The organism is Vibrio atypicus (genome assembly GCF_009811315.1).
Lineage (GTDB): Bacteria > Pseudomonadota > Gammaproteobacteria > Enterobacterales > Vibrionaceae > Vibrio > Vibrio atypicus.
The window spans coordinates 478,235-502,640 of the sequence record NZ_BLID01000002.1; the positions used below are offsets into that span (position 1 = coordinate 478,235).

At 43.6% G+C, this 24,406-nt stretch carries 21 protein-coding genes; 16 read left to right on the plus strand and 5 right to left on the minus strand.

Annotated features, from left to right (window positions below; all coding sequences use genetic code 11):
• Positions 1 to 62 precede the first annotated feature (62 nt).
• The 4 genes from GVO60_RS06695 to GVO60_RS06710 form a co-directional block, all read right to left on the minus strand.
• Positions 63 to 1,670 (minus strand): endonuclease, encoded by a 1,608-nt coding sequence (locus tag GVO60_RS06695; RefSeq protein WP_159652133.1) that lies wholly within the window; start codon positions 1,668 to 1,670, stop codon positions 63 to 65.
• A gap of 218 nt (positions 1,671 to 1,888) precedes the next feature.
• Complete coding sequence (locus GVO60_RS06700; RefSeq protein ID WP_159652135.1) at positions 1,889 to 3,250, minus strand: L-serine ammonia-lyase; 1,362 nt, start codon at positions 3,248 to 3,250, stop codon at positions 1,889 to 1,891.
• A gap of 97 nt (positions 3,251 to 3,347) precedes the next feature.
• Positions 3,348 to 4,601, minus strand: coding sequence for an aromatic amino acid transport family protein (locus GVO60_RS06705; protein WP_159652137.1), 1,254 nt, complete (start codon positions 4,599 to 4,601; stop codon positions 3,348 to 3,350).
• Between the two features lie 290 nt (positions 4,602 to 4,891).
• Positions 4,892 to 5,500, minus strand: coding sequence for a CoA pyrophosphatase (locus GVO60_RS06710; protein ID WP_159652139.1), 609 nt, complete (start codon positions 5,498 to 5,500; stop codon positions 4,892 to 4,894).
• A gap of 85 nt (positions 5,501 to 5,585) precedes the next feature.
• Here GVO60_RS06710 and GVO60_RS06715 point away from each other — a divergent pair, with 85 nt between their 5' ends.
• Entirely contained in the window at positions 5,586 to 6,128 is a 543-nt protein-coding gene (locus GVO60_RS06715; protein ID WP_159652141.1) for a heme NO-binding domain-containing protein, read from the plus strand.
• Positions 6,129 to 6,133: 5 nt separating this feature from the next.
• Positions 6,134 to 7,849 carry a response regulator gene (locus GVO60_RS06720; protein ID WP_159652143.1) on the plus strand — a complete coding sequence of 572 codons (1,716 nt, stop codon included), beginning with the start codon at positions 6,134 to 6,136 and terminating at the stop codon, positions 7,847 to 7,849.
• Positions 7,850 to 7,852: 3 nt separating this feature from the next.
• Here the strand turns inward: GVO60_RS06720 and pabB are convergent, their stop codons facing one another.
• Complete coding sequence (pabB, locus tag GVO60_RS06725; RefSeq protein WP_159652458.1) at positions 7,853 to 9,220, minus strand: aminodeoxychorismate synthase component 1; 1,368 nt, start codon at positions 9,218 to 9,220, stop codon at positions 7,853 to 7,855.
• A gap of 194 nt (positions 9,221 to 9,414) precedes the next feature.
• Between pabB and GVO60_RS06730 the strand changes: the two genes are divergently transcribed.
• The 14 genes from GVO60_RS06730 (at position 9,415) to GVO60_RS06795 (ending at position 24,368) form a co-directional block, all read left to right on the plus strand.
• Entirely contained in the window at positions 9,415 to 10,932 is a 1,518-nt protein-coding gene (locus tag GVO60_RS06730; protein ID WP_159652145.1) for a fumarate hydratase, read from the plus strand.
• Between the two features lie 116 nt (positions 10,933 to 11,048).
• The gene (locus GVO60_RS06735; protein WP_159652147.1) at positions 11,049 to 11,234 is read left to right on the plus strand and encodes a hypothetical protein; all 186 of its coding nucleotides are present in this window, start codon (positions 11,049 to 11,051) and stop codon (positions 11,232 to 11,234) included.
• 122 nt (positions 11,235 to 11,356) lie between these two features.
• Positions 11,357 to 12,733 (plus strand): YcjX family GTP-binding protein, encoded by a 1,377-nt coding sequence (locus GVO60_RS06740; RefSeq protein WP_159652149.1) that lies wholly within the window; start codon positions 11,357 to 11,359, stop codon positions 12,731 to 12,733.
• Positions 12,730 to 13,779 (plus strand): YcjF family protein, encoded by a 1,050-nt coding sequence (locus GVO60_RS06745; RefSeq protein WP_159652151.1) that lies wholly within the window; start codon positions 12,730 to 12,732, stop codon positions 13,777 to 13,779. Before GVO60_RS06740 ends, GVO60_RS06745 begins: the two co-directional genes overlap by 4 nt.
• 100 nt (positions 13,780 to 13,879) lie before the next feature.
• A complete protein-coding gene (gene tyrR, locus GVO60_RS06750; protein WP_159652153.1) occupies positions 13,880 to 15,424 on the plus strand; it encodes a transcriptional regulator TyrR in 1,545 nt (514 codons plus the stop codon).
• Positions 15,424 to 16,002 carry a ribosomal protein S5-alanine N-acetyltransferase gene (gene rimJ / locus GVO60_RS06755; protein ID WP_159652155.1) on the plus strand — a complete coding sequence of 193 codons (579 nt, stop codon included), beginning with the start codon at positions 15,424 to 15,426 and terminating at the stop codon, positions 16,000 to 16,002. The genes tyrR and rimJ overlap by 1 nt, the downstream gene beginning before the upstream one ends.
• Positions 16,002 to 16,589 carry an HD domain-containing protein gene (locus GVO60_RS06760; RefSeq protein WP_159652157.1) on the plus strand — a complete coding sequence of 196 codons (588 nt, stop codon included), beginning with the start codon at positions 16,002 to 16,004 and terminating at the stop codon, positions 16,587 to 16,589. The genes rimJ and GVO60_RS06760 overlap by 1 nt, the downstream gene beginning before the upstream one ends.
• A 25-nt stretch (positions 16,590 to 16,614) precedes the next feature.
• Complete coding sequence (locus tag GVO60_RS06765) at positions 16,615 to 17,088, plus strand: DUF2947 domain-containing protein (protein ID WP_159652159.1); 474 nt, start codon at positions 16,615 to 16,617, stop codon at positions 17,086 to 17,088.
• A 103-nt stretch (positions 17,089 to 17,191) separates the two neighbouring features.
• On the plus strand, positions 17,192 to 18,160 hold the full coding sequence (locus GVO60_RS06770; RefSeq protein WP_159652161.1) for a GGDEF domain-containing protein: 969 nt from the start codon (positions 17,192 to 17,194) through the stop codon (positions 18,158 to 18,160).
• A 554-nt stretch (positions 18,161 to 18,714) separates the two neighbouring features.
• Positions 18,715 to 19,311 carry a GTP cyclohydrolase II gene (locus GVO60_RS06775; RefSeq protein WP_159652163.1) on the plus strand — a complete coding sequence of 199 codons (597 nt, stop codon included), beginning with the start codon at positions 18,715 to 18,717 and terminating at the stop codon, positions 19,309 to 19,311.
• 166 nt (positions 19,312 to 19,477) lie between these two features.
• Positions 19,478 to 20,740, plus strand: a complete 1,263-nt coding sequence (locus GVO60_RS06780) for an imelysin family protein (protein ID WP_159652165.1) — start codon at positions 19,478 to 19,480, stop codon at positions 20,738 to 20,740.
• Between the two features lie 126 nt (positions 20,741 to 20,866).
• Positions 20,867 to 22,255 (plus strand): di-heme oxidoreductase family protein, encoded by a 1,389-nt coding sequence (locus tag GVO60_RS06785; protein ID WP_159652167.1) that lies wholly within the window; start codon positions 20,867 to 20,869, stop codon positions 22,253 to 22,255.
• Between the two features lie 12 nt (positions 22,256 to 22,267).
• Positions 22,268 to 23,299, plus strand: coding sequence for an imelysin family protein (locus GVO60_RS06790; protein WP_159652169.1), 1,032 nt, complete (start codon positions 22,268 to 22,270; stop codon positions 23,297 to 23,299).
• Positions 23,280 to 24,368, plus strand: a complete 1,089-nt coding sequence (locus GVO60_RS06795; protein WP_174855870.1) for a DUF1513 domain-containing protein — start codon at positions 23,280 to 23,282, stop codon at positions 24,366 to 24,368. The genes GVO60_RS06790 and GVO60_RS06795 overlap by 20 nt, the downstream gene beginning before the upstream one ends.
• Positions 24,369 to 24,406 lie beyond the last annotated feature (38 nt).

Below are 24,406 nucleotides of genomic sequence, written 5' to 3' on the forward strand. Positions count from 1 at the left end.
TCATTGAATATAAGAAAGGCCGCTAATTGCGGCCTTTTATTTCACTCTATGCTATGTGCTTGTTAGTTTCCCCAAATGTGTCCAACAAACTCAGGGTGATCGATGAATGGGTTACGGTTTCCTTGGAAGTCGAATACCGCTTGGTTGCGTTCACGTTCTTTGGCACTAACAGGATCCTCTTTATGCCAACGCTTTAGCATTGCTAACAACCAAGGCTCAAATACAGTTGTGTTTGTCCCATCCAATACCGCATCAGAACTCGTGCTATTGTTTTCCCAGTTAGCAATAACGTTTTCATAGCGAGTCGCCATGTAGAAGTATGCTCGCGCAAAGTCGCCTTTAAACTCATCGATAGGTTCAAATACGGTTCCATTGTAGCCAAGAGTGGAACTTGCAGCGCCAAGCTTAGAGCCATTACTAGACACATAAGTAGTACTGCTGACTTCACCAAATGGCCAATTGCTGCGTTTTGCGTTCACGTAACCATCGGTAGCAAACAAGTGATGACCATCTGAGTTCATTGGTTCAACTTTTCCACCAAACCAACTTTTCGGGAATGAATGCTCTCGGTTATAACAATCTCCCTCTTTGCTGTATTGACCGCATTGGTCCGTCACTTTGACAAAGCTTGTTGTATCGCTACCTTCCGGTTTTTCTGAGTAGACATCAAGAATCGAGCCGTCATTTTCATAATAGCTATCTATATCTGCCACTTTAACTAAGTTCCAAACCGCTGAGTAACCCTGAGAGGTGTGATTATTGATAATGTTGTACAGCGCGGTCTTTAACTCGTAGCCTGATTTACCCGAAGCAGCACGGTAGTACTCGTCATCAATAGGAGGTGTGACGCTACCTAGCGTGAATATGGTTGTTTGGCTAGATTGGAATTGGCCACCGGACGCAAGGGTTTGTTGATTTGCTACCAAGTTGTATGAACCATTACCCGAACCACAACAAATGCCGTCTCCGTAGCTATCTATAATGGTGAACTGATACTCACCATCTGCTAGACAGAGATTCTTTTCGTATGTCGTTGAGTTTTCATAGCCTTGGCCAGACTCTACAATAACGGACTGATCATTCTTAATATTCCAACTGATCTCCGAGGCGTATTGATCGGTTGTTAAGTTGAATGTTACTTCGTTATTTGCGCAAGTTTCCGTTGGTGGCTGCGCAGAATCTGTAGGAAGGAAACTGTCTATATAGACATTTTCAGAACCATCAAACCCTGCGATGTCGTAAAAGCGAACGCCGATTTGAATCTCTTTGTTGCTGGTAGCAGTGTAACTGTATGACAGAGTTTGCCATTGGTTAGTTTTGCTCGGATCAGAATAGTTCTGATACCCATCAATTAACAGACGAGCTTTAACGTTGCCTTCCGTGTGGTAAACCGAGACAGAGAAAGGGTAGGTCTTACCTTGTTCGACGCGGACAGTTTGCAGCAAGTCTGTATTACTTTGTGAACCTGTATTCACAGAGACAAGCCCTGAAAGGCCCCCAGAGTGGATTTGGTTACTGGAGGGAGAAACAGAGATACCTGAGTCAATGGTTGTCCAGTTTATTGGAGAGTTGCCACTCCATTGCTCAAATCCTCCGTTAGCGACTTGAGAAAGAGCAGCGGGAGAGCAAAGAAGTGAGAGTAGAGTTAGAGATGTTATTCTTGTTGTCATAATGGTTCTCATTGGATTAAGAAATCGACCATAAGATAGTTATTTGCGAGGCTTATGGGTTTTAAATAGATCGCATTTCTCAATGTTGTTAATGATACTTTTCATAACTTTATGCTGAGGATCTCACAACCAATGTGCGGTATAAGTGGGAATGAAACGAGGTTAGGAGACAAAAAAAGGAGCGCATATGCACTCCTTTTTGTAATCAATGGATTGGATTAGCAAATAACTTTGATTGCTAGACCACCTTGAGAGGTTTCACGGTATTTTGCGTTCATGTCTTTACCTGTTTCTAGCATGGTTTCAATAACCTTATCTAGAGAAACAGTAGGAGCAGAAGAACGACGTAGGGCCATACGAGTTGAGTTGATCGCTTTTACAGCAGCGATACCGTTACGCTCGATACATGGAACCTGAACTTGACCTGCAACTGGGTCGCAAGTAAGACCTAAGTTGTGTTCCATTGCGATTTCAGCCGCCATACATACTTGCTCTGGGCTACCACCCATAAGCTCGGCAAGGCCAGCCGCTGCCATAGAACACGCTACGCCAACTTCACCCTGACAGCCAACCTCTGCGCCAGAGATTGAAGCGTTACGCTTGTATAGACCACCGATTGCACCAGAAGCTGCAAAGTAACGGATGTAATCTTTTTCTGTTACTGTTTGGATGAACTTATCGTAGTACGCAAGAACCGCTGGAATGATGCCACACGCACCATTTGTTGGTGCCGTTACAACGCGACCGCCTGCTGCGTTCTCTTCGTTTACAGCAAACGCAAACATGTTTACCCAGTCAACCACAGACATTGGATCGTTAGTGGTTTTTTCAGAGGTTAGCAATTGTTGGCGTAGAGCGGCTGCACGACGAGGCACACGTAGAGGCCCAGGAAGAATACCTTCAGTATTCATACCACGGTCCATACACTCGCGCATGGTTTTCCAAATATTCGCAAAGTAAGTACGAGACTCTTCATCAGAGTGAAGTGCCGCTTGGTTTTTCATTACTAGCGTGCTGATAGAAAGACCGTTCTCTTTACATTGGTTCACTAGCTCTTCTGCTGTTGTGAATTCGTAAGGAGATTTGATCGGGTTTTCTTCTTCTTTGCCGAAATGTTCTTCATCAACGATGAAGCCACCGCCGATAGAGTAATAGGTTTTCGAGTACACGTTTTCATCGCCGATCCACGCGTGGATCTGCATGCCGTTTTCATGTAGCTCAAGGTTGGTTGTATGGAAGTTCATACCACCATCTTTCGGGAACGATACTGTATGGCAATGCATGCCAACAGGAAGGCGCTCAGTTTCTTCTACGCGAGCAATGAAGCCCGGAATAGAATCGATATCTACTTTCTCAGGAGTGTTGCCTGCAAGACCCATGATGATGGCGATATCTGTGTGGTGACCTTTCCCTGTCAGTGATAATGATCCATATACGTCTACGGTAATTTTATCAATGTCGCGCAATTTTCCCATTGAACGTAAATCATCAATAAATTCTTTACCCGCTTTCATTGGGCCTACAGTGTGAGAGCTTGAAGGACCAACGCCGATCTTATAGATGTCAAAAACACTAATCATATCGATTACCTCAAAAGAAAGCCTCCCAGGGGGATAAGGGAGGCTTATTTATTATCGTTATATTCTTTGTTTAATCAGACTTTATAAAGTCGTGAGATTAAAGAGCGCCGTAGATTACAGAACTAATTGCCGCAAGACCACAGATAGTTGTGAAAATCTGAACAGGTGCAGAAGTTTTGTACTTAGCCATTGCTGGTACTTTTTGCATCGCGAATACAGGCATTAGGAATAGGATTGCCGCAATCATTGGCGCGCCCATTGTTTCAATCATACCTAGGATGCTTGGGTTAACTACTGCAACGATCCAAGTTGTGATAACGATGAAGATAAGAGAAGCTTTTTCGATTTTGCTTACCGGCGCTGCTGAGCGAGATTTCACTAGACCAACTAGACCTTCGTGAGCACCAAGGAAGTGACCAAAGTAGCTAGAAGTAATCGCTGCGAATGCCACTAGTGGACCCATGTAAGAGATCAGTGGAGATTCGTGAACGTTCGCTAGGTAAGAAAGAACAGAGATGTTTTGCTCTTGCGCCATTGCTAGCTGCTCTGGAGATAGAGACAGAACAACAGAGAATACGAAGAACATTACAAAACCCATCAGCATCATTGCAGCGCCACCAGTGATAGCGTCAGTTTTCTTAACTGCATCATCACCGTATACGCGACGTTGTTCTTTAGAGAACTGAGAAATGATTGGGCTGTGGTTGAAAGAGAACACGATGATTGGAATTGCTAGCCAAACGATAGCAGGCATTGCAGACCAGTCTGGTGCTACAGACACCATTGAGCTGTTCCAATCTGGGATTAGGAAGAAAGAAAGAGCAAGTAGGATAGCAACCAATGGGTAAACCATTGCTGATGTTGCTTTAAGCATTAGCTCTTTACCAAAAACCACGCCTGCTGTCATCGCAAGAATAAGCGCGCCAGAAAGTAGTGGACGTGGAATAGATTCCATACCCATTTGGTTAACTAGGAAAGAATCAACCGTGTTTGTGATACCAACACCGTAGATCAGAACGATTGGGTAGATAGCGAAGAAGTAAGCGAAAGTAATAAGGTTTGCGCCAGTCTTACCAAAATGTTCTTCAACAGTGTCAGTGATATCAGCTTCAGGGTTTTTCGCAGAAAGTACGAAACGAGCAAGAGATTTGTGTGCGAACCAAGTCATTGGTGCCGCGATTAGAGCAAGGATAACTAATGGCCAGAAACCGCCAGCACCCGCTTTAATTGGAAGGAAAAGTACACCAGCACCTACCGCAGTACCGAAAAGTGACAGACACCAGGTGAAGTCCTTGTAAGTAAACTTACTAGGAGATTGTGCGGACGAAGCCGCAGAAGTAGTAGTATTCATTTTGTGATACTCATTTTTGGGAACAGGAAATAAGTCAGGTGCAATTTTGCAGAAAAATCTTGCACAAAAAATAGATCTAAATCATGAATTGATATGACTTATAACATGATATGTCAAAAAGGAGTTTTTGGTCACGAAAATACCGTGCCACTAGTGATTTATGCTAATCCGTGATATTAGTTTTTCTAATATTGCTATTGCAAAGTTAGTTATGCGTTCCGAGTAAACGTTTGCTTTATTGATAGAGAATTAAACTAATGTGAATAAAACTTGGTCAACCTGTTATTCTATTAACATTGATGCATAATATGATTTTGCATGGCGTGTATGATTTGTGCAGTCATTCCCCAAATAAAATGGTTTTTATATGAAAGACCAAACACACGATGAGTGTGACTTGAGAACTGAAATTGCTGGCTACGCAGTCGTGATTGATCAAACACAATGGAGGCTGGCACTTCAAACACTTCATCGACTTCATTTTTATCGATTGTGATTTGATAGTCTTCATCGATAAACGCAAGAAAAGGTGTGACACTGAACTTACTGATGGTCACTAGCTCTGGCATCTGACCAAAGATAGAGATCTCTTCACGACTTATGCCTATTTCTTCGTAAGTCTCTCTCAGCGCTGTATTTGAAAGTGAAACATCCTCAGATTCAAATTTTCCACCAGGAAAGCTTACTTGCCCAGGGTGATGACGCAAATGGTGGGCTCTTTTCGTGAAGATAATATTTAAGCCCGTTGACCTTTCAACAAATCCGATAAGGACTGACGCCTTACGAAGATCATTCTTTGCAAGATGAGAGACGCGTTTTAGCGCTTCATGGTGGTAATCTACAGGTTGGTTAAGTTGAAAGTTCTGGATTAATCGATTTTTATTGAACTCTGACAGCACGATAACTCCATGTCTTAATTTGAAAAACGGTTTTTTATGACTCATGCTTTTATTTATCTAATATACAGCAAGGATAGCTCAAATTATGAAAGGAATTATCTTTACTGAGTTCATGGACCTCGTTGAAAGTAAGTTTGGACTCGAAACATTGGACCAATTGCTTCTCGAAAGTAACGATGAAGGCATTTACACAGCCGTAGGTAGTTATGATCATCATAAGCTTGTTGCACTCATTGTTCTGCTCAGTAAAAAAACCGGTATTTCTCCAGAAGAGCTTCAAAGAGTGTTCGGTCAAAGTGTATTCCTCAATCTTTATGCCTCTTTGCCCAAAGCTAATAGTCTGGAAAGCTGCAAAACGACGTTTCAGTTCATTCGCTTAGTTGAAGACTATATTCACATTGAAGTTAAAAAACTGTATCAAGAAGCGAATCCCCCGCGATTTGATTTTATTTCAGAGTCTGCAACAGAAATGGAGTTTGATTATCGAAGTGCAAGATGTATGGGGCATGTTTGCCTAGGGCTACTGGAAGGTTGTGCTGAACACTTTAATGAAAAGATTGTTATCGAGATGAAGCCACTGCAAGGCGATGGAAGTAAGGTGCGATTTAGAGTCGCATTAGCAGAGTAGCGAATATGAGCGGTAGTTCTCCTCTAGAGCGCAAATTGGCGCGAGAAATTGCTTCACGTAAGGCCGCTGAGCAATTACTTGAGAAAAAAAGCTTAGAGTTGTACCAGGCTAATCAGCAATTGGAGCTCGTGTTAAGCCAACTCAAACTACAGAATCGCCATGGCTTAAATAAGTTAGAATTTGAACAGCAAATCAATGAAGGTTTGCTGTACTTTGGCCGCGCGTTTCTAAGTCGGACTCTTGATGATGGTTTGATATCGAGTTTGCTTGAAAGGCTGATATCTTCGTCTGCATTTAGTCATGCGAGTTTATTTTTGAAGCCTGATTTGATTCCGACAGTGCTAGCCGAGACCTTTAACTGCGATGACGCCATGGATTTACAACGTGTTAAACCCTACGCTCATTGGATTGGCGATGTTCTTCATTTGCCATTAGAGGTTGATTACAACATCGTCGGAGAAATATCGGTTACCTTAATTAGTGATGATATAGAAAGGGACTTTATTCTTAGTCAAATGACCTTGGTCGCCGATCTACTCTGTAGTGCGATCAGCCGCCAGCTAATCATTGTTAGTAATCAGACAGCAAGGATGAGAGCTGAAGAGTCAGAAAGGTCGACTAAAGAGTTCGTAGCAATGATAAACCATGAGCTGAGAACACCATTAAATGGCTTGCTTGGAAGTGCGGAACTGCTTTCGGATACTCCGTTAGATAAAGAGCAAAGTGATTTACTGCAAAATCTGACCCACTCTGGTGATTTGCTGCGCCATATTATCAATGACATTTTGGACTTTAGTAAAATGAGCGCGGGTATGATGGAGCTCATTCCGACTCGATTCTGCTGGCAAGATATCGTTAATATGTTGGCGGGTATATTTGAGCCTAAAGCCATCGACAAAGGTATTAGCTTTGAAATCATAGAGATGTCGTCCATTCCCAAATACTTAATTGGTGATTTTGAACGTATTTGCCAAATACTGGTCAATTTAGTTGGAAACGCGGTGAAGTTTACGGCCGCAGGCTCGGTGCGTGTGGAGGCAAGCTGGGAGCAAGATCGGTTATTGGTTGGTGTCTCTGATACCGGTGTTGGCATAGACTCTAGTGCCCTTGAGCAACTTTTTGTTCCATTTGTTCAAGCAGACAGAACCGCAACACGCAGCTTTGAAGGAACAGGATTAGGCTTGGCAATTTGTAAAAATCTCGTGGTACTTATGAATGGAGAGATAATGGTTTCGAGTGTAAAAGGGGTTGGAAGTCAGTTCAATATCGCGTTGCCTTTGACAGAGGCTGCAGATAAGGAGCGAGTCAGTGAAAGAAAAACCTCTCATGTTCGTAATGAGTCATTTGATAGCCTCTCTATATTAGTTGTCGACGATATTCGTATGAACCAAGTTATTATCAATCAAATGTTGAAAAAACTGTCGATTACTCCAGTAATAGCAACGAATGGCATTGAAGCGATTAATGCCGTGACTGACGCTCAATATGATCTTATTTTTATGGATTGTCGAATGCCTGAAATGGATGGTTTTGAAGCAACACAATGCTTACGTGAGCAAAAATATGCGCTACCAATCATTGCTTTAACGGCAGGAACGACGCTCGAAGAGCGTGAAAAGTGCATATCGAGCGGTATGGATGACATATTGACCAAGCCATACACCGCCCAAGATCTCAAGCTAATGATAGAGAAGTGGGCGTTTCCCACTTCTGATGACTAAGCACTAGTTTTTCAATATCGGAAGAATGCGGCTCAACTTGTCGAGGGTTTCTTGATATTCAGCCGCACACTGACTATCTGCAACTAAGCCGCCGCCAGCCCAGACGTGCATTTTGCCATTTTCAGCTACGAGAGTTCGAATCGTAATACTGGTGTCCATTCGTCCATGTCGACTGATGTAGCCGATACTCCCGCAATACGCGCTGCGGCAATGAGGTTCAAGCTCTTCGATAATCTCCATCGCGCGGATTTTAGGTGCCCCTGTAATTGACCCTCCAGGGAAACTTGCTCTCAATAGATCGGCTGGGGAATAAGGGCTATCAAGCTCGGCACGTATAGTACTGACTAAATGGTGCACAGCCGGAAAGCTCTCAATATCAAATAGCTTTGGAACGTGAACAGTGCCAGGCTTAGCCACGCGACCAACATCATTTCGAAGTAAATCGACGATCATTAAGTTCTCGGCCTGATCTTTTTCTGCATTTGCTAAGTCTTGAGCTGCTGCTTTGTCTTGTACTGGATCCTCATATCTTGGACGCGTGCCTTTAATTGGCTTTGTCTCAATGACCCTTTGATTGACTTGCAAGAATCGTTCAGGTGATACGCTTAGAATTGCTCCTTGCTCGGTACGAACAAATGCCGAGAAAGGCCCTTGATTAACAGATTCAAGCTTTTGATATGCTTCCCACTCGCTACCCTGGTAGTTGGCCATAAATCGCTGCGCCAAGTTGATTTGGTAGCAATCTCCTGAGCGAAGAAATTCTTGTACCTGAGCAAATTTTTCGCCGTAGCTATGCTCGGTCATATTCGATGACCAAGAACTTGTTAGTGAAAACGCATTTTGACTCGCTGATCTCTGCTCAAGTAACCATGCATAGTGTGTATCGGTATCTTCGCCAACAACAAAAGCTTGCTGTTGCTTGTGGTCAACGACGATTGCCCATGAATAGAGACCGACTGCCATGTCCGGGGTGCACAAGTCTTTTTCTGCAATACTTGGCAGCTTTTCGACTCTTCGGCCCAAGTCATAACTAAAGTAGCCTAGGGCTCCACCTACAAATGGAAGTTCACCTTGGTAATCAACACTAGTTAGCCATTTTGTTTGCTCATGCTGGAGTAGCGTAAATGGGTCGTCACTGGATGTGCGTGTGCCATTCGGAGCCACAATAGACGTTTCGTTTCCGTTTGTGGTCAAAGTCGCAATAGGCTTTACAACTAATACGTCGAATCGACTATCAATATGGCTGCGAGAAGGCGATCTTAACAACATTGCCCAAGGGAGGTGCTCGACGTGACTGAACAGCAGCTTGGCAAGGTCATTTTGATAGGTAATCGGTTTGATTTCTAAGCAATTTGGCGTGTTGTTATTCATTTGTTTAATTTGTGACAAAGAGATCGTTCGCTGCATGGTAACAGAGGGAAAGCAAGAGTATCATATTGCCAACCAAAGCCGCTACTGAAGACGTTTAATAATAAATAGGTGTTGTCAGCCTTGTTAAACTGCTCAATAAGCAAACGTTTCAATAGTCGGCAAATAAAGGAAGCATAACTATAAAGAGGCATGCAATGACGGTAATTCGCAAGCAGGATGTCATCAGCAGCGTTGCTGATGCACTTCAGTACATTTCTTACTACCACCCTCTAGACTTTGTTCAAGCCCTGGAAAAAGCCTACCACAAAGAAGAAAGCCAAGCGGCAAAAGACGCGATGGCGCAAATCTTAATTAACTCGCGTATGTCTGCAGAAGGTCACCGACCGATCTGTCAAGATACGGGTATTGTGACCTGTTTCGTTAATATTGGTATGGCTGTCCAGTGGGACTCGACTGATATGACGGTACAGCAAATGGTTGATGAAGGTGTTCGTCAAGCTTACAACAACCCAGATAACCCATTGCGTGCCTCAGTACTGATGGATCCGGCAGGCAAGCGTATTAACACTAAAGACAATACGCCGGCTGTTGTGCACATCAATATGGTACCTGGCGATAAAGTTGAAATTCAGATCGCGGCCAAAGGTGGCGGTAGTGAAAACAAAACTAAAATGGTTATGTTGAACCCATCTGACGACATTGCTGAGTGGGTAGAAAAAACGCTACCGACAATGGGCGCGGGTTGGTGTCCTCCTGGCATGCTTGGTATTGGCATTGGTGGTACAGCAGAGAAAGCCGCTGTGCTTGCGAAAGAATCATTGATGGAACACATCGATATTCAAGAGTTGATCGAACGTGGTCCTGAAAATGCAGAAGAAGAGCTGCGCTTAGATATCTTTAATCGAGTAAACAAGCTTGGTATCGGCGCGCAAGGTCTTGGCGGTTTAACAACGGTTGTTGACGTGAAAATCAAAACGGCACCAACACATGCAGCCTCTAAACCAGTATGCTTGATTCCAAACTGTGCAGCGACACGTCACGTTCACTTTACATTAGACGGAACAGGTCCTGCAGACTTAACGCCACCTAAACTGGAAGAGTGGCCAGACATCACTTGGGAAGCCGGTGCAAATACACGCCGTGTTAACCTAGATACGGTCACGAAAGAAGAAGTCCAAGAGTGGAAAACGGGTGAAACCGTTCTACTGTCGGGCAAGATCTTAACAGGTCGCGATGCTGCTCATAAACGTCTACAAGGCATGATTGAAAGCGGAGAAGGTTTACCTGAAGGTGTGGATCTTAAAGGCAAGTTTATCTACTACGTTGGCCCTGTTGATGCGGTTGGTGATGAAGTAGTTGGTCCTGCTGGCCCGACAACCTCGACTCGTATGGATAAGTTCACCGATATGATGCTTGAAGAAACCGGTATCATGGGCATGATTGGTAAAGCAGAGCGTGGCCCTGCGACAGTAGAATCCATCAAACAGCATAAAGCAGTTTACTTAATGGCCGTGGGCGGTGCTGCTTATCTTGTCGCGAAAGCGATTAAGAAAGCACGCGTGGTGGCGTTCGAAGATCTTGGTATGGAAGCGATTTATGAGTTTGAAGTCGAAGATATGCCTGTTAGTGTTGCGGTCGATTCAAACGGCACGAATGCTCACCAAATTGGTCCTGATACTTGGAAAGTAAAAATCCAAGAGATGGAAAACTAGTCTCAAGATTGTGAGAAAGTGCTGATTTAGTTAGCAAAGATTTGACAAAGGTGTGGGTAAAACTGCACCTTTTGTCTATATACTCTAAATTGTAAAAATATACGTCAGGAGCTCAAATGCCTCGTTTTATTCAAATTCTACAGCTGATTATCGCTGCAGTGGTTGGTGCCTTTGTTGGGTATGACCTTATTCTTCACGGCATCAGCATCTTCGATGAAAAGTACGTTACGATTACATGTGTACTCTTCGGCTTATTGGAAATCGCCCTGTTTGTAATTTACAAATTGATTGAAGACGATTAAAGACGCAAATAATCCGATTTTGTCTAAGAAGCCCTTGATTGTTATCAAGGGCTTTTTCGTTCATCTTTGATTAAGATTGGACGTATTAAGATGGCATGGATGAATAAACAAAGAGAATGTGAATGAAGAGATTGACCCAAGAAGTGAATGATTTTATTAACCGTAGCGTTGACTCCCACGTAAGAATTGCGGTGACTGGTTTATCACGCGCAGGTAAGACGGCGTTCATTAGCTCGTTAGTAAATCAGCTTCTTCATACTTCTACGCATGATAACTTGCCTCTACTATCGGCTGCGCGAGATAAACGAGTTATTGGGGCGAAGCGTGAGCCACAAACCAATATGATGGTGCCTCGATTCTCATATGATGAAGCGATGGAGCATGTTCATAGTGAACCGCCTAAATGGCCAGAGCCAACTCGTGATGTGAGTGAAATTCGCCTTGCGCTTAAATATAAGCCGAAGAAGAAAACCAAAAAACTACTCAACAGCACTGCAACATTACACATCGATATTATTGATTATCCTGGTGAGTGGTTACTCGACTTGCCACTGTTGGATATGGACTTTTATCAATGGTCTCAGAGCCAATTCACGGCATTGAAAGGGTTACGCAAAGAGCTCGCACAGCCATGGCTGGACCAATTAGCGGCACTGGATCTCGACGCGGAACTAAACGAGAAAGAGCTACTCGCGATTTCTGATAGTTACACCCAGTATCTTCATACATGTAAGGATTCTGGATTACATTGGGTTCAGCCAGGGCGTTTTGTATTGCCCGGAGAATTAGAAGGTGCACCTGTACTACAGTTCTTCCCATGTCAGTTTGATGAGAACGCCAAAGCACGTAAAGGATCGAATTTAGAGATGCTTAAAGCGCGTTATCACGAGTATCAGCAGAAAGTAGTCAAGGCGTTTTATAAGCATCATTTCTCAACGTTTGATCGTCAAATAGTGTTGGTGGATTGTTTGCAACCGCTTAATGTTGGCTATGAATCGTTCCACGACATGCGTGATGCACTTGAGCAGATAATGCATAGCTTTAAATATGGCCGCAGCAATATATTAAAACGCTTGTTTTCTCCTCGAATTGATAAGGTGTTGTTTGCGGCGACGAAAGCGGATCACGTTACGCCAGAGCAACATCCTAATATGGTTTCGTTGCTTCAACAGATGGTCCACCCGGCTTGGCAAAATGCCTCGTATGAAAATATTGAAATGAGCTGTCTAACCATGGCTTCTATTCAGGCAACGCAAACAGGTTTTATTGGTCAAGGTGATCAAGCTATACCCGCACTGCAAGGTGTGACGATGGACGAACAGCCAATGACTGTGTTTCCTGGAGATGTGCCGAAGAAACTACCGAATCAAGTGTATTGGCAACAACAAGGGTTCGAATTCACAGCATTTCGACCTCAGGCTTCATCGCATGATGATCCCTTACCACATATTAGGCTGGATAAAGCCCTTGAGTATTTGATTGGAGATAAATTGAAATGAGTAAGAATTCAGATAGCCAATTAAAACAAAAGCGCGTTTTTGAGCAGACATTGGATCGTGAAGAGCAAAGTTCTCAGACAGAGTTCACAGCTCAGATGCAATTTGATCAACGAGAAAGCTTCGTGCCCGTCAGCATTGATAACCAAGAGTCTGAAACTGAAGCAGAAGCGAATCTTGAGCAAATCATACGCCCGAAAAGTGGCTCGAAATGGTTGGCGAGTGGCTTGTTGGCTTCATTTGCTGGCTTAGTGGGTTGGCAAGCCATAGATACGGTCGTGACTTCAATTCAAACTGCGGATTGGCTTGCTTTAGGCTGGGCTGGTTTCATTTCCACAATCGCGGCGATGGGTATCGGTGCGATTGGTAAAGAGCTCTGGAAGTTGCGCAAATTACGAGGTCACTTCAGTGTTCAAGAGCAAAGCGAAGCCTTGATAGATGCAAATAGTGTTGGTCAGGGTAAAGCGTTTTGTGAGTCCATTGCTAAACAGAGTGGCATTACACCTGAATCCCCAAGTTACGATCGCTGGTTTAACAGCGTCAAATCAGAGCATAGCGATGCAGAAGTTCTCGATATGTACGATGCCATTGTTATTACTGAGCAAGACAAACTTGCCACCAAAATTGTCTCTCAACATGCGACCGAATCAGCAGCTTTGGTTGCGATTAGCCCCTTAGCGCTTGCAGATATGCTGCTGGTGGCTTGGCGTAATTTCAAAATGATCGACAACTTAGCCGATGTGTATGGTATCGAGCTAGGTTATTGGTCTCGTTTAAAGCTGTTCAAAGCAACGCTTGTGAACATGGCCGCGGCAGGTGCAAGTGAACTTGCGATAGATGCAAGTATGGATCTTATGTCGATGGATTTAGCAGGCAAAGTCTCGGCACGTGCAGGGCAGGGGCTAGGTGTGGGCATTTTAACCGCGAGATTAGGTATTAAAGCGATGGCTTTACTGCGTCCTATTCCTTGGAATGGCGAACGCCGAGTAAAACTGGGTTCAATTCGCAAACAGATCGTAGAAAAAATCGCCGCTATAACAGTGAAATAGTGCGAATGTGAAGCAAGTGTTATTGCTTTGCTTGACGAGGATCTAGGCTTAAGGGAAACTACTGTCAACTTTTCGTGACACCTTAGCTAGGAACCTATCTGTGCGTCTAGAAGTTTTTTGTGAAGACAGGCTTGGCCTGACTCGTGAGCTACTCGATATTCTTGCATCAAAGAGTATTGATTTACGGGGTATTGAAATTGATATCTCAGGCATTATCTATCTTAACTGCCCGGACATCGATTTCGATACCTTCAGTGAACTCATGGCCGAGATTCGCCGAATTGCTGGCGTTAAAGATGTACGTAAGATTCAGTTTATGCCAATTGAAAGGCATAACACCGAGCTTATCTCACTTCTTAATAGCTTACCTGAACCCGTATTAGCGATTGATCTCAAAGGCAACGTTGATATGGCGAACCATGCCGCGCTTGGTTTATTCAATCAAGAACAAGATGAGATGATTGGTCACCCAATCTCGACCTTGATCCCTAGCTTTAATTTTGCGAAATGGAGCGAAGGTACCATTACCCGCCAACGAGAGAATATCGTTTTGGGTGGCCTTGATTATGCTATGGAAATCATGCCTGTCTATATTGCGGGCGAAGGCAATGAATCGATTCTTGCGAGTACGGTAATGACAATTCGCTCCTCTCAAGAGAAACATCTCTTTGATGAGATTTTACCGCTGCATAATAACCTAGGCTTTGAACATTTTGTTGGTGTTTCAAATCGCCACAAAGCGCTCATCAGCCAAGCGAAAAAACTCTCAATGTTGGACCAGCCACTTTTAATTCAAGGTGAAACTGGCACGGGCAAAGAGATGCTTGCACGCGCTTGTCATAATCGTTCACATCGAGCGAGCAACCCATTTCTAGTTCTAAGCTGTGCGTCCATGCCGGATGATGTGGCTGAGACCGAGTTATTCGGTCATGCACCAGGATCGTTTAATCACGATCAAGGGCATAAAGGGATCTTTGAACAAGCAAATGGCGGTACCGTCTTCCTTGATGAAATTGGCGAGATGAGCCCACATCTGCAAATCAAATTGCTCCGTTTACTACAAGACGGAACGTTCCGCCGTGTCGGTGAAGAAGATGAGATTCATGTTGATGTTCGAGTGATCGCATCGACTCGCCATCATTTAGCTGACTTAGCTGAGTCTGGCAATTTCCGTGAAGACCTATTCTATCGTTTGAATGTTCTTACTTTGATCATTCCACCACTACGTGAGCGTTCTAACGATATCGCGCCGTTACTTGATCTGTTTGTAGCCAAATACGTCAAACAACTGGGTATTGCTAAGCCTGAGTTAAGTGACACCCTGATCGACCAGCTAGTCACTTATCAATGGCCTGGCAATATGCGTCAATTGGAGAACATGGTGCTGCGCGCATTGACCGAGTTAGAGACAGAAATCTTAAACGCTGAACTGTTCCACTTACCTCAGCTCGATTCTGCTTCGGCTAACCTGCCTACGATCAATTTAGATGGCTCGTTAGATGAAATCATGAAAGATTACGAGTCGCAAGTCTTGGAGCGCCTCTACCAATCATTCCCATCGAGTCGAAAACTGGCAAAACGATTGAATGTTTCACACACCTCAGTGGCGAATAAGCTACGAGAATACGGAATTCGTAAGAACTAATGGAAAGAGTCAGTACCCCTCAACAAGTCTTTGAGCAAGATGGTGATATTATTTTGCGTACCGCAGAGCCTACCGATGGGCAGCTAATCTCAGATTACTTTATTGCTAATCGAGATCGTCTACGTGAGTGGGAACCTAGACGTGAAGAGGCTTTTTTTAGTGCTTCAGGTTGGACTCAACGGTTGATAAAACTCAATGAGCTCCACCGAATGGGACTGGGTTACTACTTGTTGATCATTGATGCTCAGAGTCAAGAAATGTTGGGTACTGTCTCATTTAGCAATCTATCTCGTTTCCCATTTCATGCTTGCAATCTTGGCTATTCACTCTCTCAGGCGGCTGAAGGGAGAGGAGTGATGACTCGAGCGCTCAAAATGGCTGTGAACTATATGTTTTCTATCCAGAATCTTCACCGTATTATGGCTGGCTATATGCCTCGCAATAAACGCAGTGAGGCTGTACTCGAAAGATTGGGCTTTGTGCGAGAAGGCTTTGCCAAAGACTACCTGTTGATAAATGGTCAATGGGAAGACCACAATCTCACCGCGCTCATCAACCCTAAATGGAAGGCTGATTAATGAATCGTTTAGAGCAACAGTTGTCTTTACTCATGGAGCTCGATCAGCTCAAGTCTGTATTGAGAAGAACGCGCGTAAAAAGTGCAGAGGGGCGTTTAGAAAACAGCGCAGAACATAGTTGGCACGTTGCACTCATGGCAATATTAATGGAAGAACATGCCAATGAACCTGTTGATATTGCGCGGGTCGTTAAGATGTTACTGCTGCATGATGTTGTAGAAATTGATGCGGGTGACACCTTTGTTTATGATGTCGCCGCGTCACAAGAACAGGAAGCGAAAGAGCTTGAGGCCGCACATCGCCTATTTGGTATGTTGCCTGAAGATCAAGGTAAATCGCTGCTCGCTCTATGGTTGGAGTTTGAACAAGCGGAGTCGGCAGATGCAAAGTTTGCTAAAGCACTAGATAGAACTATTCCAATGCTGCTGAACTACCATAATAATGGCCAAAGTTGGCAAGAACATGGTGTGACTCGTCAGCAAGCATTAACAATAAACAGAAAAATTGAATTTGGCTCCGAAGCTCTGTGGGAAAAAGCACAGCAAGTGATCGAAGAAGCCACAGCAAATGGATGGCTCAAAGCCTGATATTCTGCGTTAAAGAGGTAAATGAATGTCGTATCTAACTTTGGATGAATACCAAAGAAAATGGATTTTTACTCACCAGTCAATGCCTGTGCCAGAGCAAGACTTGGAGGCGATCAAGCCAATGAGTCAAGCAAGGGCTGCGCAGTTATGGAAAGAAAACATCAGTGCTCAAAGCCCTGACGCTGATCGCATGGCATCTGGTGATTGGCCGATGTCAGAGTCAAATTGGAAAGAAAGCGTTGATTGGATGGCCGCTTGGGAATCTGATGATGAATCGTTGCCAGAGGAAGTACTAAGTTTCTTAGATTGGCAAGATGATGTGACTGTCTATTTCTGTTATGAGAAATACAATGTCATTGAAACGAAATGGTCGGTATTTAAAAAGCACTGGAAGAACTTTTTGTTTTACGATGATGGCCCAATACTAATAGGCCGCCGACGTGCTGAAGCGTTATGGTTTGATACCAAAGGTAGCGTGAAACTCGGTTACCGAAAATAAACAGAAGCAGGCATTGCCTGCTTTTTTCTTATGAAACTAACGACATAATCATTATTTGTTACCTATAATCCTAATTATCATTCCTAAATAGAGTTGGCTGAGAATGGAAGATAGGATACTGAGTTCTGTGGTTGAAATAACAGAGCAACGAAATACGATATCTCTTGGTCATTGTCTCGTAGCAACAATGACTGAAATGATGCCAGTGAAGTATGCCAGCCTAAAACACTTCATCAACTCTACAGCAGTCATTGTTGCAGAAGTCTCCTATGACGAAGAAAGTCACTCTTTTCATTGGTATTACGATCAATCCGTAGAAAACTGTCATCATAACCACGAAAGTAATGAAATCGTCAGTTTTCAGGGAGAGAAGGGCGAGACTATCTACCAGTTCCCTATTCCAATTTCGGATGATAGTTCGGCAGTCCTTCATGTTGAAATTAAAGGCTCTATTGAAGAGTACAAGTTGTTGATTGACGGGTTTGCCAAAATATACAAAAACTATTTGATCGTTTTGCATGAAAGCGAGCGTGATAAGTTGACAGGTTTACTCAATCGTCGAACATTAGAAGAAAGACTCTCTCACTGCTTTGATATTGCTTCTACCAGTTCAGGTGATCTCAATTTATGGGTCGCAATCATCGACTTAGATCATTTTAAACAGATCAACGATACTTATGGCCACATGATAGGAGATGAAGTTTTGCTAATGTTTGCACAACAGATGCAAAGTTATTTCTCAAATCGAGAGCAGCTGTTTCGTTTTGGCGGTGAAGAGTTTGTTATTTTACTCCCGCCCCAAGATAAGCGGTCAGTGATTTCTATGCTCAATGGTTTTCGACAACATATTGAGTTATATCGATTTCCTCAGGTTGAACAAATAACGCTTAGCTGTGGTGTCTGTGCCATCTCTAACAATGAGTATTTACCTACAATTCTTGATCATGCTGATAAAGCGCTTTATTTGGCTAAAGAGAGTGGTCGAAACCAAATTCAGTGTTATGAAGATATCGCTTCTGAGCGTAACTCTGACACAGAGTCAGATCCTTTTGATGATGTGGAGCTGTTTTAAACGATCCAATAAGATCTTTAATATTCAATAAGTTGTAAAGTGAATATCCACAACTAATATGTGACTTTATACCCAAAAATAGGATTCACTTTTGCGCAAACAGTGTAATTTGTTATCATTTTTTAGACAGAAGGGAATTAAAGTTACTATTTACTTATTTTATAAGTTTCAGGGAAAGTCGTGGATACAAATAAAGCACAGCTTAGAAAAGACTTTTATGCTCAGATTAGCAATATACAGTCGACTGCCCACCTGCAGACAATGTCGACACTAGCTTTGCTAACCGAAGAAGAGTTGCATGAGTTGGAATCACTCTGGATTGAGCATGCGGTTTGGAAAACGACACAGAATTGCTGAATAACTTTGTTTCGCACCGATTTGTTAAGCCTCAACAATTTTGTTGGGGTTTTTTATTGCCTAGATGTTAAATTGTTATATTATAACAAAAGTGATCTAACCATTGATTTATCAAGTATGAGTCCCCATAGTTAGACCAATAAGAGATTTCTAGTGTGATAGAAATAGAAACGACCAAGATTCAAGTGAGTAGGAATATGGCGGAAGTAAGAGCCAGAGTAGACTTCAAAGTAGGTACAAAAAGTGACATTGAGGCCGAGATTTTATCGTTTTCAGGGCTGAAAACGGATAAAGAGCACGTCGCGGTCATCTTTAAACAAGCTGATCAAACTCAGGTGACACCGCTAGTTCGCATGCATTCAGAGTGCTTGACTGGTGATGTATTCCACTCATCTCGATGTGATTGTGGCGAGCAGCTAGAAGAGACGATCAATCGTATGGGTGAGTCTGGTGGTATTATCCTTTATCTACGCCAAGAAGGCCGCGGTATTGGGCTATACAATAAGATTGATGCGTACAAGTTACAAAGTGAAGGCATGAATACGTACGAAGCAAATAATCACCTTGGTTTTGGTGATGATTTACGTGATTTCACTGAAGCTGCGCAAATGTTGCAAGCTCTTGATGTGCATAAAATCCGCCTTGTTACGAATAACCCAAAAAAGATTCGTGAACTGCAAGAGCATGGAATTGAAATCGAACACGTTGTCAATACATCTGCCCATGTAAAAGACGGTAATGAAGGCTACCTAAAAGCGAAAGTGTCTCACGGGAAGCATCACCTTAAGCTATAACTCCTTATTTCATCTATGTTGATAAAAGCCTCACTTCTGTGAGGCTTTTTTGTTTCTAGCTTGCAAAAAAAGTGTAAGTTTGTATTATTGCGCCTGATAGTGCAAATGAGAACAATTAGCACTCACCAATAAGAATGAATATTAAGCTCAACAAGGATGCTTTTCCATGAATGTAAAATCACTATTGGCGCAATCAGTTACCGCTACTTTGGTGCTGGCAAGCAGTTCAGTTTTTGCTGCTAACGTTACTCAAGAGCAAGTGGTAGAACACTATGCAGATATCGCGCACGCTGTATTTGAAGATTCAGTGATTACCGCAAAAAAACTTGACCAGTCTATCGAATCATTTCTTGCTGCACCTTCTGCGGCAAAGTTAGAAGAAGTAAAACAAGCTTGGCTTGACTCTCGCGTACCATACCAACAGTCTGAAGTATTCCGTTTTGGTAACGCGGTTGTTGATGATTGGGAAGGACAACTCAACGCATGGCCATTAGATGAAGGCTTAATTGATTACGTATCAACAGATTATCAATATGAACTGGGTAATGAAGGTGCCAACGCAAATATCGTTGCTAATAAGCAGCTTAAAATTGGTGCAAACACTTTAGATGTTGCAAAGCTGACACCTGAGTCGATTGCTGATCTCAACGAAGTCGGTGGCTCTGAAGCAAACGTTGCGTCAGGCTACCACGCGATTGAATTCCTACTTTGGGGCCAAGATCTTAATGGAACCAACGCTGGCGCGGGTCAGCGTGCTTACACTGACTTTGTTGTCGGTAAAGGTTGTACTAATGGCAACTGTGACCGTCGTGGTGAGTACCTACAAGCTGCATCTCAACTTCTGATTCAAGATCTTGAGTGGATGGAAAAGCAGTGGTCTGCGGATGTGAAAGGCAACTACCGCGAAGAGTTGCTAGGTGACTCATCACAAAACGGATTACGTAAAATGTTGTTCGGCATGGGTTCTCTATCTTTAGGTGAGTTAGCTGGTGAGCGCATGAAAGTAGCTTTAGAAGCAAACTCAACAGAAGATGAGCATGATTGTTTCTCAGACAACACGCACAACTCTCACTACTACAACGAGCAAGGTATTTACAACGTATACACCGGCCTTTACAAGCGTCAAGATGGTTCACTACTTTCAGGGCCAAGCATCAACGACCTTGTAGCTCAAAAAGACAAGCAAGCAGCGAAAGAGATTCAGAAGCAGTTCGACGTAACACGTTCACAAGTGGGTGAATTAGTAACGTCTGCTGAAAAAGATGGCAAATTCTTTGATCAACTGATCGCTTCAGGCAACGTTCAAGGCAACGCTCTAGTCAATGAAACTATCGTTTCACTTGTTGCTCAAACAGCTCAAATTGAGCGTGCTGCGAAGATCGTCGGTATTAACAGCCTAAATCCAGATACTGCTGATCACGAATTCTAATTCGTAGTTTTGAATACTAAGGGCTCCTTCGAGCCCTTTTTGTTGTTTTAATAACCTTACATTTATTGAGAATATTTCTTATTTCGATCAATCATTTGGGTAAGGTTCTAATGTGAGCTATTTGGTATGAAGTCGTACAATAAAACCACTCTTCTCGCACTGCTGCTGCTTAGTGCTTCAGCCTCTGCCTATGATACGAAATCAGGTGGTGGAACATCCGTTAAAAAAGATGGCGCGAATGCCTACTCTATGCCTGCGGGCAATCTTCCAATGAGTAAACGCCTAGATTTTAGTGTCGGCAATAGCTTTTTCCGCAATCCATGGGTTCAAGCTCCTGCTTCTACCGATGCAAGAGATGGCTTAGGACCGCTGTTTAACACCAACGGTTGCCAAAATTGTCATATCAAAGATGGGCGTGGCCATCCACCAGAAGCTGGGGATCTTCATGCTGTTTCAATGCTTGTCAGGTTAAGTATTCCGGCAATGACGCCAGCGCAGAAGAAAGCGTTTATTAAAGATGGTGTGATACCAGAACCAACCTACGGTGGGCAGCTGCAAGATTTTGCATTGCAAGATCAAACGCCTGAAGGCCAAATTAACATTACCTATTCAGATGTGCCTGTTACGTTTAAAGACGGTACACAGGTGACACTAAGAAAGCCAAATTTGAAGATCATTGATTTAGGGTATGGGGAAATGCATCCAGATACCCAATTCTCTGCTCGTGTTGCTCCGATTATGATTGGCTTGGGTTTATTAGAAAGCATTCCCGATGAAACTTTGCTTGAGTGGGCGGATGAAAATGATGCAAACGGCGATGGGATCTCTGGCAAACCCAACAAAGTTTGGGATGTACAGCGTGAAGACTTCGCTATTGGTCGATTTGGCTGGAAAGCCGGCCAACCAACGTTAATGCAGCAAAATGCAGCTGCATTCAACGGTGATGTGGGCTTAACAAGTAATTTGTTCCCAAATGAAAACTGTACGACAAAACAGACTTTGTGCTCAGAGCTACCAAATGGTGGTAAACCAGAAGTCAGTGACAAGATTTTGAATTTTGTCGAATTCTACTCTCAACACCTTGCCGTGCCTATTCGCCGAAATACTAAGGACTCACAAGTTATTGCTGGGCAAGCGCTCTTCGCGAAAGCCGGTTGTGAAAGTTGTCATAAAACGAGTGTAAAAACGGGCGAGCGTGAAGGTCTACCTGCTATTTCCAATCAGCTTATTCATCCATATACCGACCTCTTGCTACACGATATGGGCGAAGGTCTCGCTGATAACCGTCCAGAGTATTTAGCGAACGGACAAGAGTGGCGCACCGCACCATTATGGGGAATCGGCTACACCAAGGAAGTAAACGATCATACTTACTTCTTACACGATGGCCGAGCTAGAAATCTGATGGAAGCAGTGCTTTGGCATGGCGGAGAAGCGGAAAAAGCCAAACAAACCGTCTTGACCTTTAATCAGAAAGAGCGCGATGCACTGATCGCTTTCTTGAATTCTTTGTAAGAGGGGCTAGTTATGAAGACGACTCTCTCGATTTTAGCGACAGCAGTTTTGATACTTAGTGGTTGCCAATCTTCGACAGTAACTAAAAGCTCTGTTCCTGAGCAAACAAACCACGCTAGCCAAGGTGTTTACGCCGTTGAATTTGCGTCAGCTAAGCGTTTTTCTGAACACGCTGATAACCTTCATGCTGATTTTGCAAAGTACTGCCTAGGCGAAATTAGCCAAGATGAGATCCAAAACCAGTGGCATAACACCATGGTTAGCTGGATGGCACTGCAAGGACAAGAGCGAGGGTCTGAGCAGGCTTTAGCTCAAAGTTGGAATGTTCAGTTTTGGCCAGATAAAAAGAACACAACAGGGCGAAAAATGTCTTCGCTGATTAAGCAAGACAAAACATGGACAGCGCAAGATATCTCATTGCAAAGTGTTACGGTGCAAGGCTTGGGTTCCATTGAATGGCTGCTCTATGATGCCGCTTCAACATTAGGCTCTTCAAATCAGGTGTGTCAAACCGGTAATGCGATCACTGAGAATTTAGCGAACAATGCAAAGAGTATTTATACCGCTTGGAAGGTGAACCCTTGGGTTGCCTTGGATGATAAAGCTTGGACATCGGAATACATTTCTCTGCTATCTAATCAGCTTGAATACAGCATGAAGAAGATGAGCCGACCGCTTGCGAATTTCGGCCAGCCTCGTCCATATTTTGCAGAGTCTTGGCGTTCGGAGACTTCGATGCTGAACTTAAAAGTGAATGTTGAAGCTTTGCAAGCGCTATATATTGCGAATGGCAACGGCTTAGATAAATTATTGCGCCAACGTGGTAAGAGCGGGTTAGCCGATAGTATTCGTCAGCAATTTACTATGACCATCGAAACTTGGCCAACTGACCAAAGCCTATTTGATCTTCTTCAAAGTAAAGACGGCTATCGTTTAGCGTACTCTAACTACAACAAGTTAGAGCAACTGAAGTATCTTATTCATGAAGAAGTCGCCATCGAACTTGGCGTTGTCATAGGGTTTAATGCAACTGATGGTGACTGATACTACTCGGCGAAATCTACTTAAAGCTGCGCTGTTTGGCGCGGCTACGCCAATGATGCCTTTTGGCTGCGCCTCAACGTCAAACGCTCAAACTCCTGCTCTAATAGGTTGTGCTATTCAAGGCCGTGGCCGCTACTCAGCTGTTGTGGCCGACGAATTCGGTATGCCTATTCGTCAGCTGCCTCTTCCTGAGCGTGGCCATGGTGTTGCGACGAATAAAGCCCTCAACCATGCGGTTGCTTTTGCAAGAAGGCCAGGAACGTTCTTTGTCGTTTTTGATTATTTGACTGGCGAGAACATCAAAGTCTCGTTAGCTTCCGCAAAACGTCATTACTACGGACATGGGGTCTACTCCAATGATGGTCAATGGTTGTATGCCACCGAGGGAGAAAGAGGAACCAGTCGCGGAGTAATCGGTGTTTATGATGTGCAAGCAAACTATGAGAAAGTTGCAGAGTTTACTGGCTTCGGCTTGGGACCTCATGAAGTGATTGTTATGCCAGATGACGCTTTGGTTATTGGTGTTGGCGGCGTTCACACCAATGGACGTAAACCATTGAACCTTTCTTCTATGGCTCCAAGCTTGAGTTACTTGGATTCAAACGGAGAGTTGATTGAACAAGTGGGTTTAGCTGATCACCATTTGAGTATTCGCCACCTCGCGCACGATGGAAATAAAACCGTTCTTTGTGGGCAGCAATACCGTGGAGAACCTGATGAATACCCATCACTGCTAGCAATGCACACTCAAGGTGGAAAACTGTTGCCACTCAGAGCTGAACCTGAGCAATGGGCGAGGTTCAACCATTATATTGCTAGCATCGCCGCAACGAATGAATGGATTTTGGCGACTTCACCAAGAGGCAACTGTTACGGTATATGGTCGAAAGAGACGGGAGAGCTGGTTGAACTTTCTCCGTTGCCCGATGCATCAGGTGTGGTTTCACATGATGGATTTTTCAGAGTCAGCTCTGGAGCTGGAGCTGTGATTACTCAGTATTCTCCTAGCCATAAACGGACTATCCAATCGGGCGTACAATGGGACAACCATTGGTCAGTAATCTATTAACAACAGATTGAATAATCAAGACTTCTATTAGATTCTTA

Bases quoted from the DNA above. Each gene is read 5' to 3' on its own strand.
- GVO60_RS06785 (WP_159652167.1), top strand. From the start codon at position 20,867: ATGAAGTCGTACAATAAAACCACTCTTCTCGCACTGCTGCTGCTTAGT.
- GVO60_RS06795 (WP_174855870.1), top strand. From the start codon at position 23,280: ATGCAACTGATGGTGACTGATACTACTCGGCGAAATCTACTTAAAGCT.
- pabB (WP_159652458.1), bottom strand. From the start codon at position 9,220: ATGAATAACAACACGCCAAATTGCTTAGAAATCAAACCGATTACCTAT.
- GVO60_RS06730 (WP_159652145.1), top strand. From the start codon at position 9,415: ATGACGGTAATTCGCAAGCAGGATGTCATCAGCAGCGTTGCTGATGCA.
- GVO60_RS06790 (WP_159652169.1), top strand. From the start codon at position 22,268: ATGAAGACGACTCTCTCGATTTTAGCGACAGCAGTTTTGATACTTAGT.
- GVO60_RS06700 (WP_159652135.1), bottom strand. From the start codon at position 3,250: ATGATTAGTGTTTTTGACATCTATAAGATCGGCGTTGGTCCTTCAAGC.
- rimJ (WP_159652155.1), top strand. From the start codon at position 15,424: ATGGAAAGAGTCAGTACCCCTCAACAAGTCTTTGAGCAAGATGGTGAT.
- GVO60_RS06720 (WP_159652143.1), top strand. From the start codon at position 6,134: ATGAGCGGTAGTTCTCCTCTAGAGCGCAAATTGGCGCGAGAAATTGCT.
- GVO60_RS06765 (WP_159652159.1), top strand. From the start codon at position 16,615: ATGTCGTATCTAACTTTGGATGAATACCAAAGAAAATGGATTTTTACT.
- GVO60_RS06715 (WP_159652141.1), top strand. From the start codon at position 5,586: ATGAAAGGAATTATCTTTACTGAGTTCATGGACCTCGTTGAAAGTAAG.
- GVO60_RS06735 (WP_159652147.1), top strand. From the start codon at position 11,049: ATGCCTCGTTTTATTCAAATTCTACAGCTGATTATCGCTGCAGTGGTT.
- GVO60_RS06775 (WP_159652163.1), top strand. From the start codon at position 18,715: ATGGCGGAAGTAAGAGCCAGAGTAGACTTCAAAGTAGGTACAAAAAGT.
- GVO60_RS06780 (WP_159652165.1), top strand. From the start codon at position 19,478: ATGAATGTAAAATCACTATTGGCGCAATCAGTTACCGCTACTTTGGTG.
- GVO60_RS06695 (WP_159652133.1), bottom strand. From the start codon at position 1,670: ATGACAACAAGAATAACATCTCTAACTCTACTCTCACTTCTTTGCTCT.
- GVO60_RS06740 (WP_159652149.1), top strand. From the start codon at position 11,357: ATGAAGAGATTGACCCAAGAAGTGAATGATTTTATTAACCGTAGCGTT.
- GVO60_RS06705 (WP_159652137.1), bottom strand. From the start codon at position 4,601: ATGAATACTACTACTTCTGCGGCTTCGTCCGCACAATCTCCTAGTAAG.
- GVO60_RS06745 (WP_159652151.1), top strand. From the start codon at position 12,730: ATGAGTAAGAATTCAGATAGCCAATTAAAACAAAAGCGCGTTTTTGAG.
- GVO60_RS06760 (WP_159652157.1), top strand. From the start codon at position 16,002: ATGAATCGTTTAGAGCAACAGTTGTCTTTACTCATGGAGCTCGATCAG.
- GVO60_RS06770 (WP_159652161.1), top strand. From the start codon at position 17,192: ATGGAAGATAGGATACTGAGTTCTGTGGTTGAAATAACAGAGCAACGA.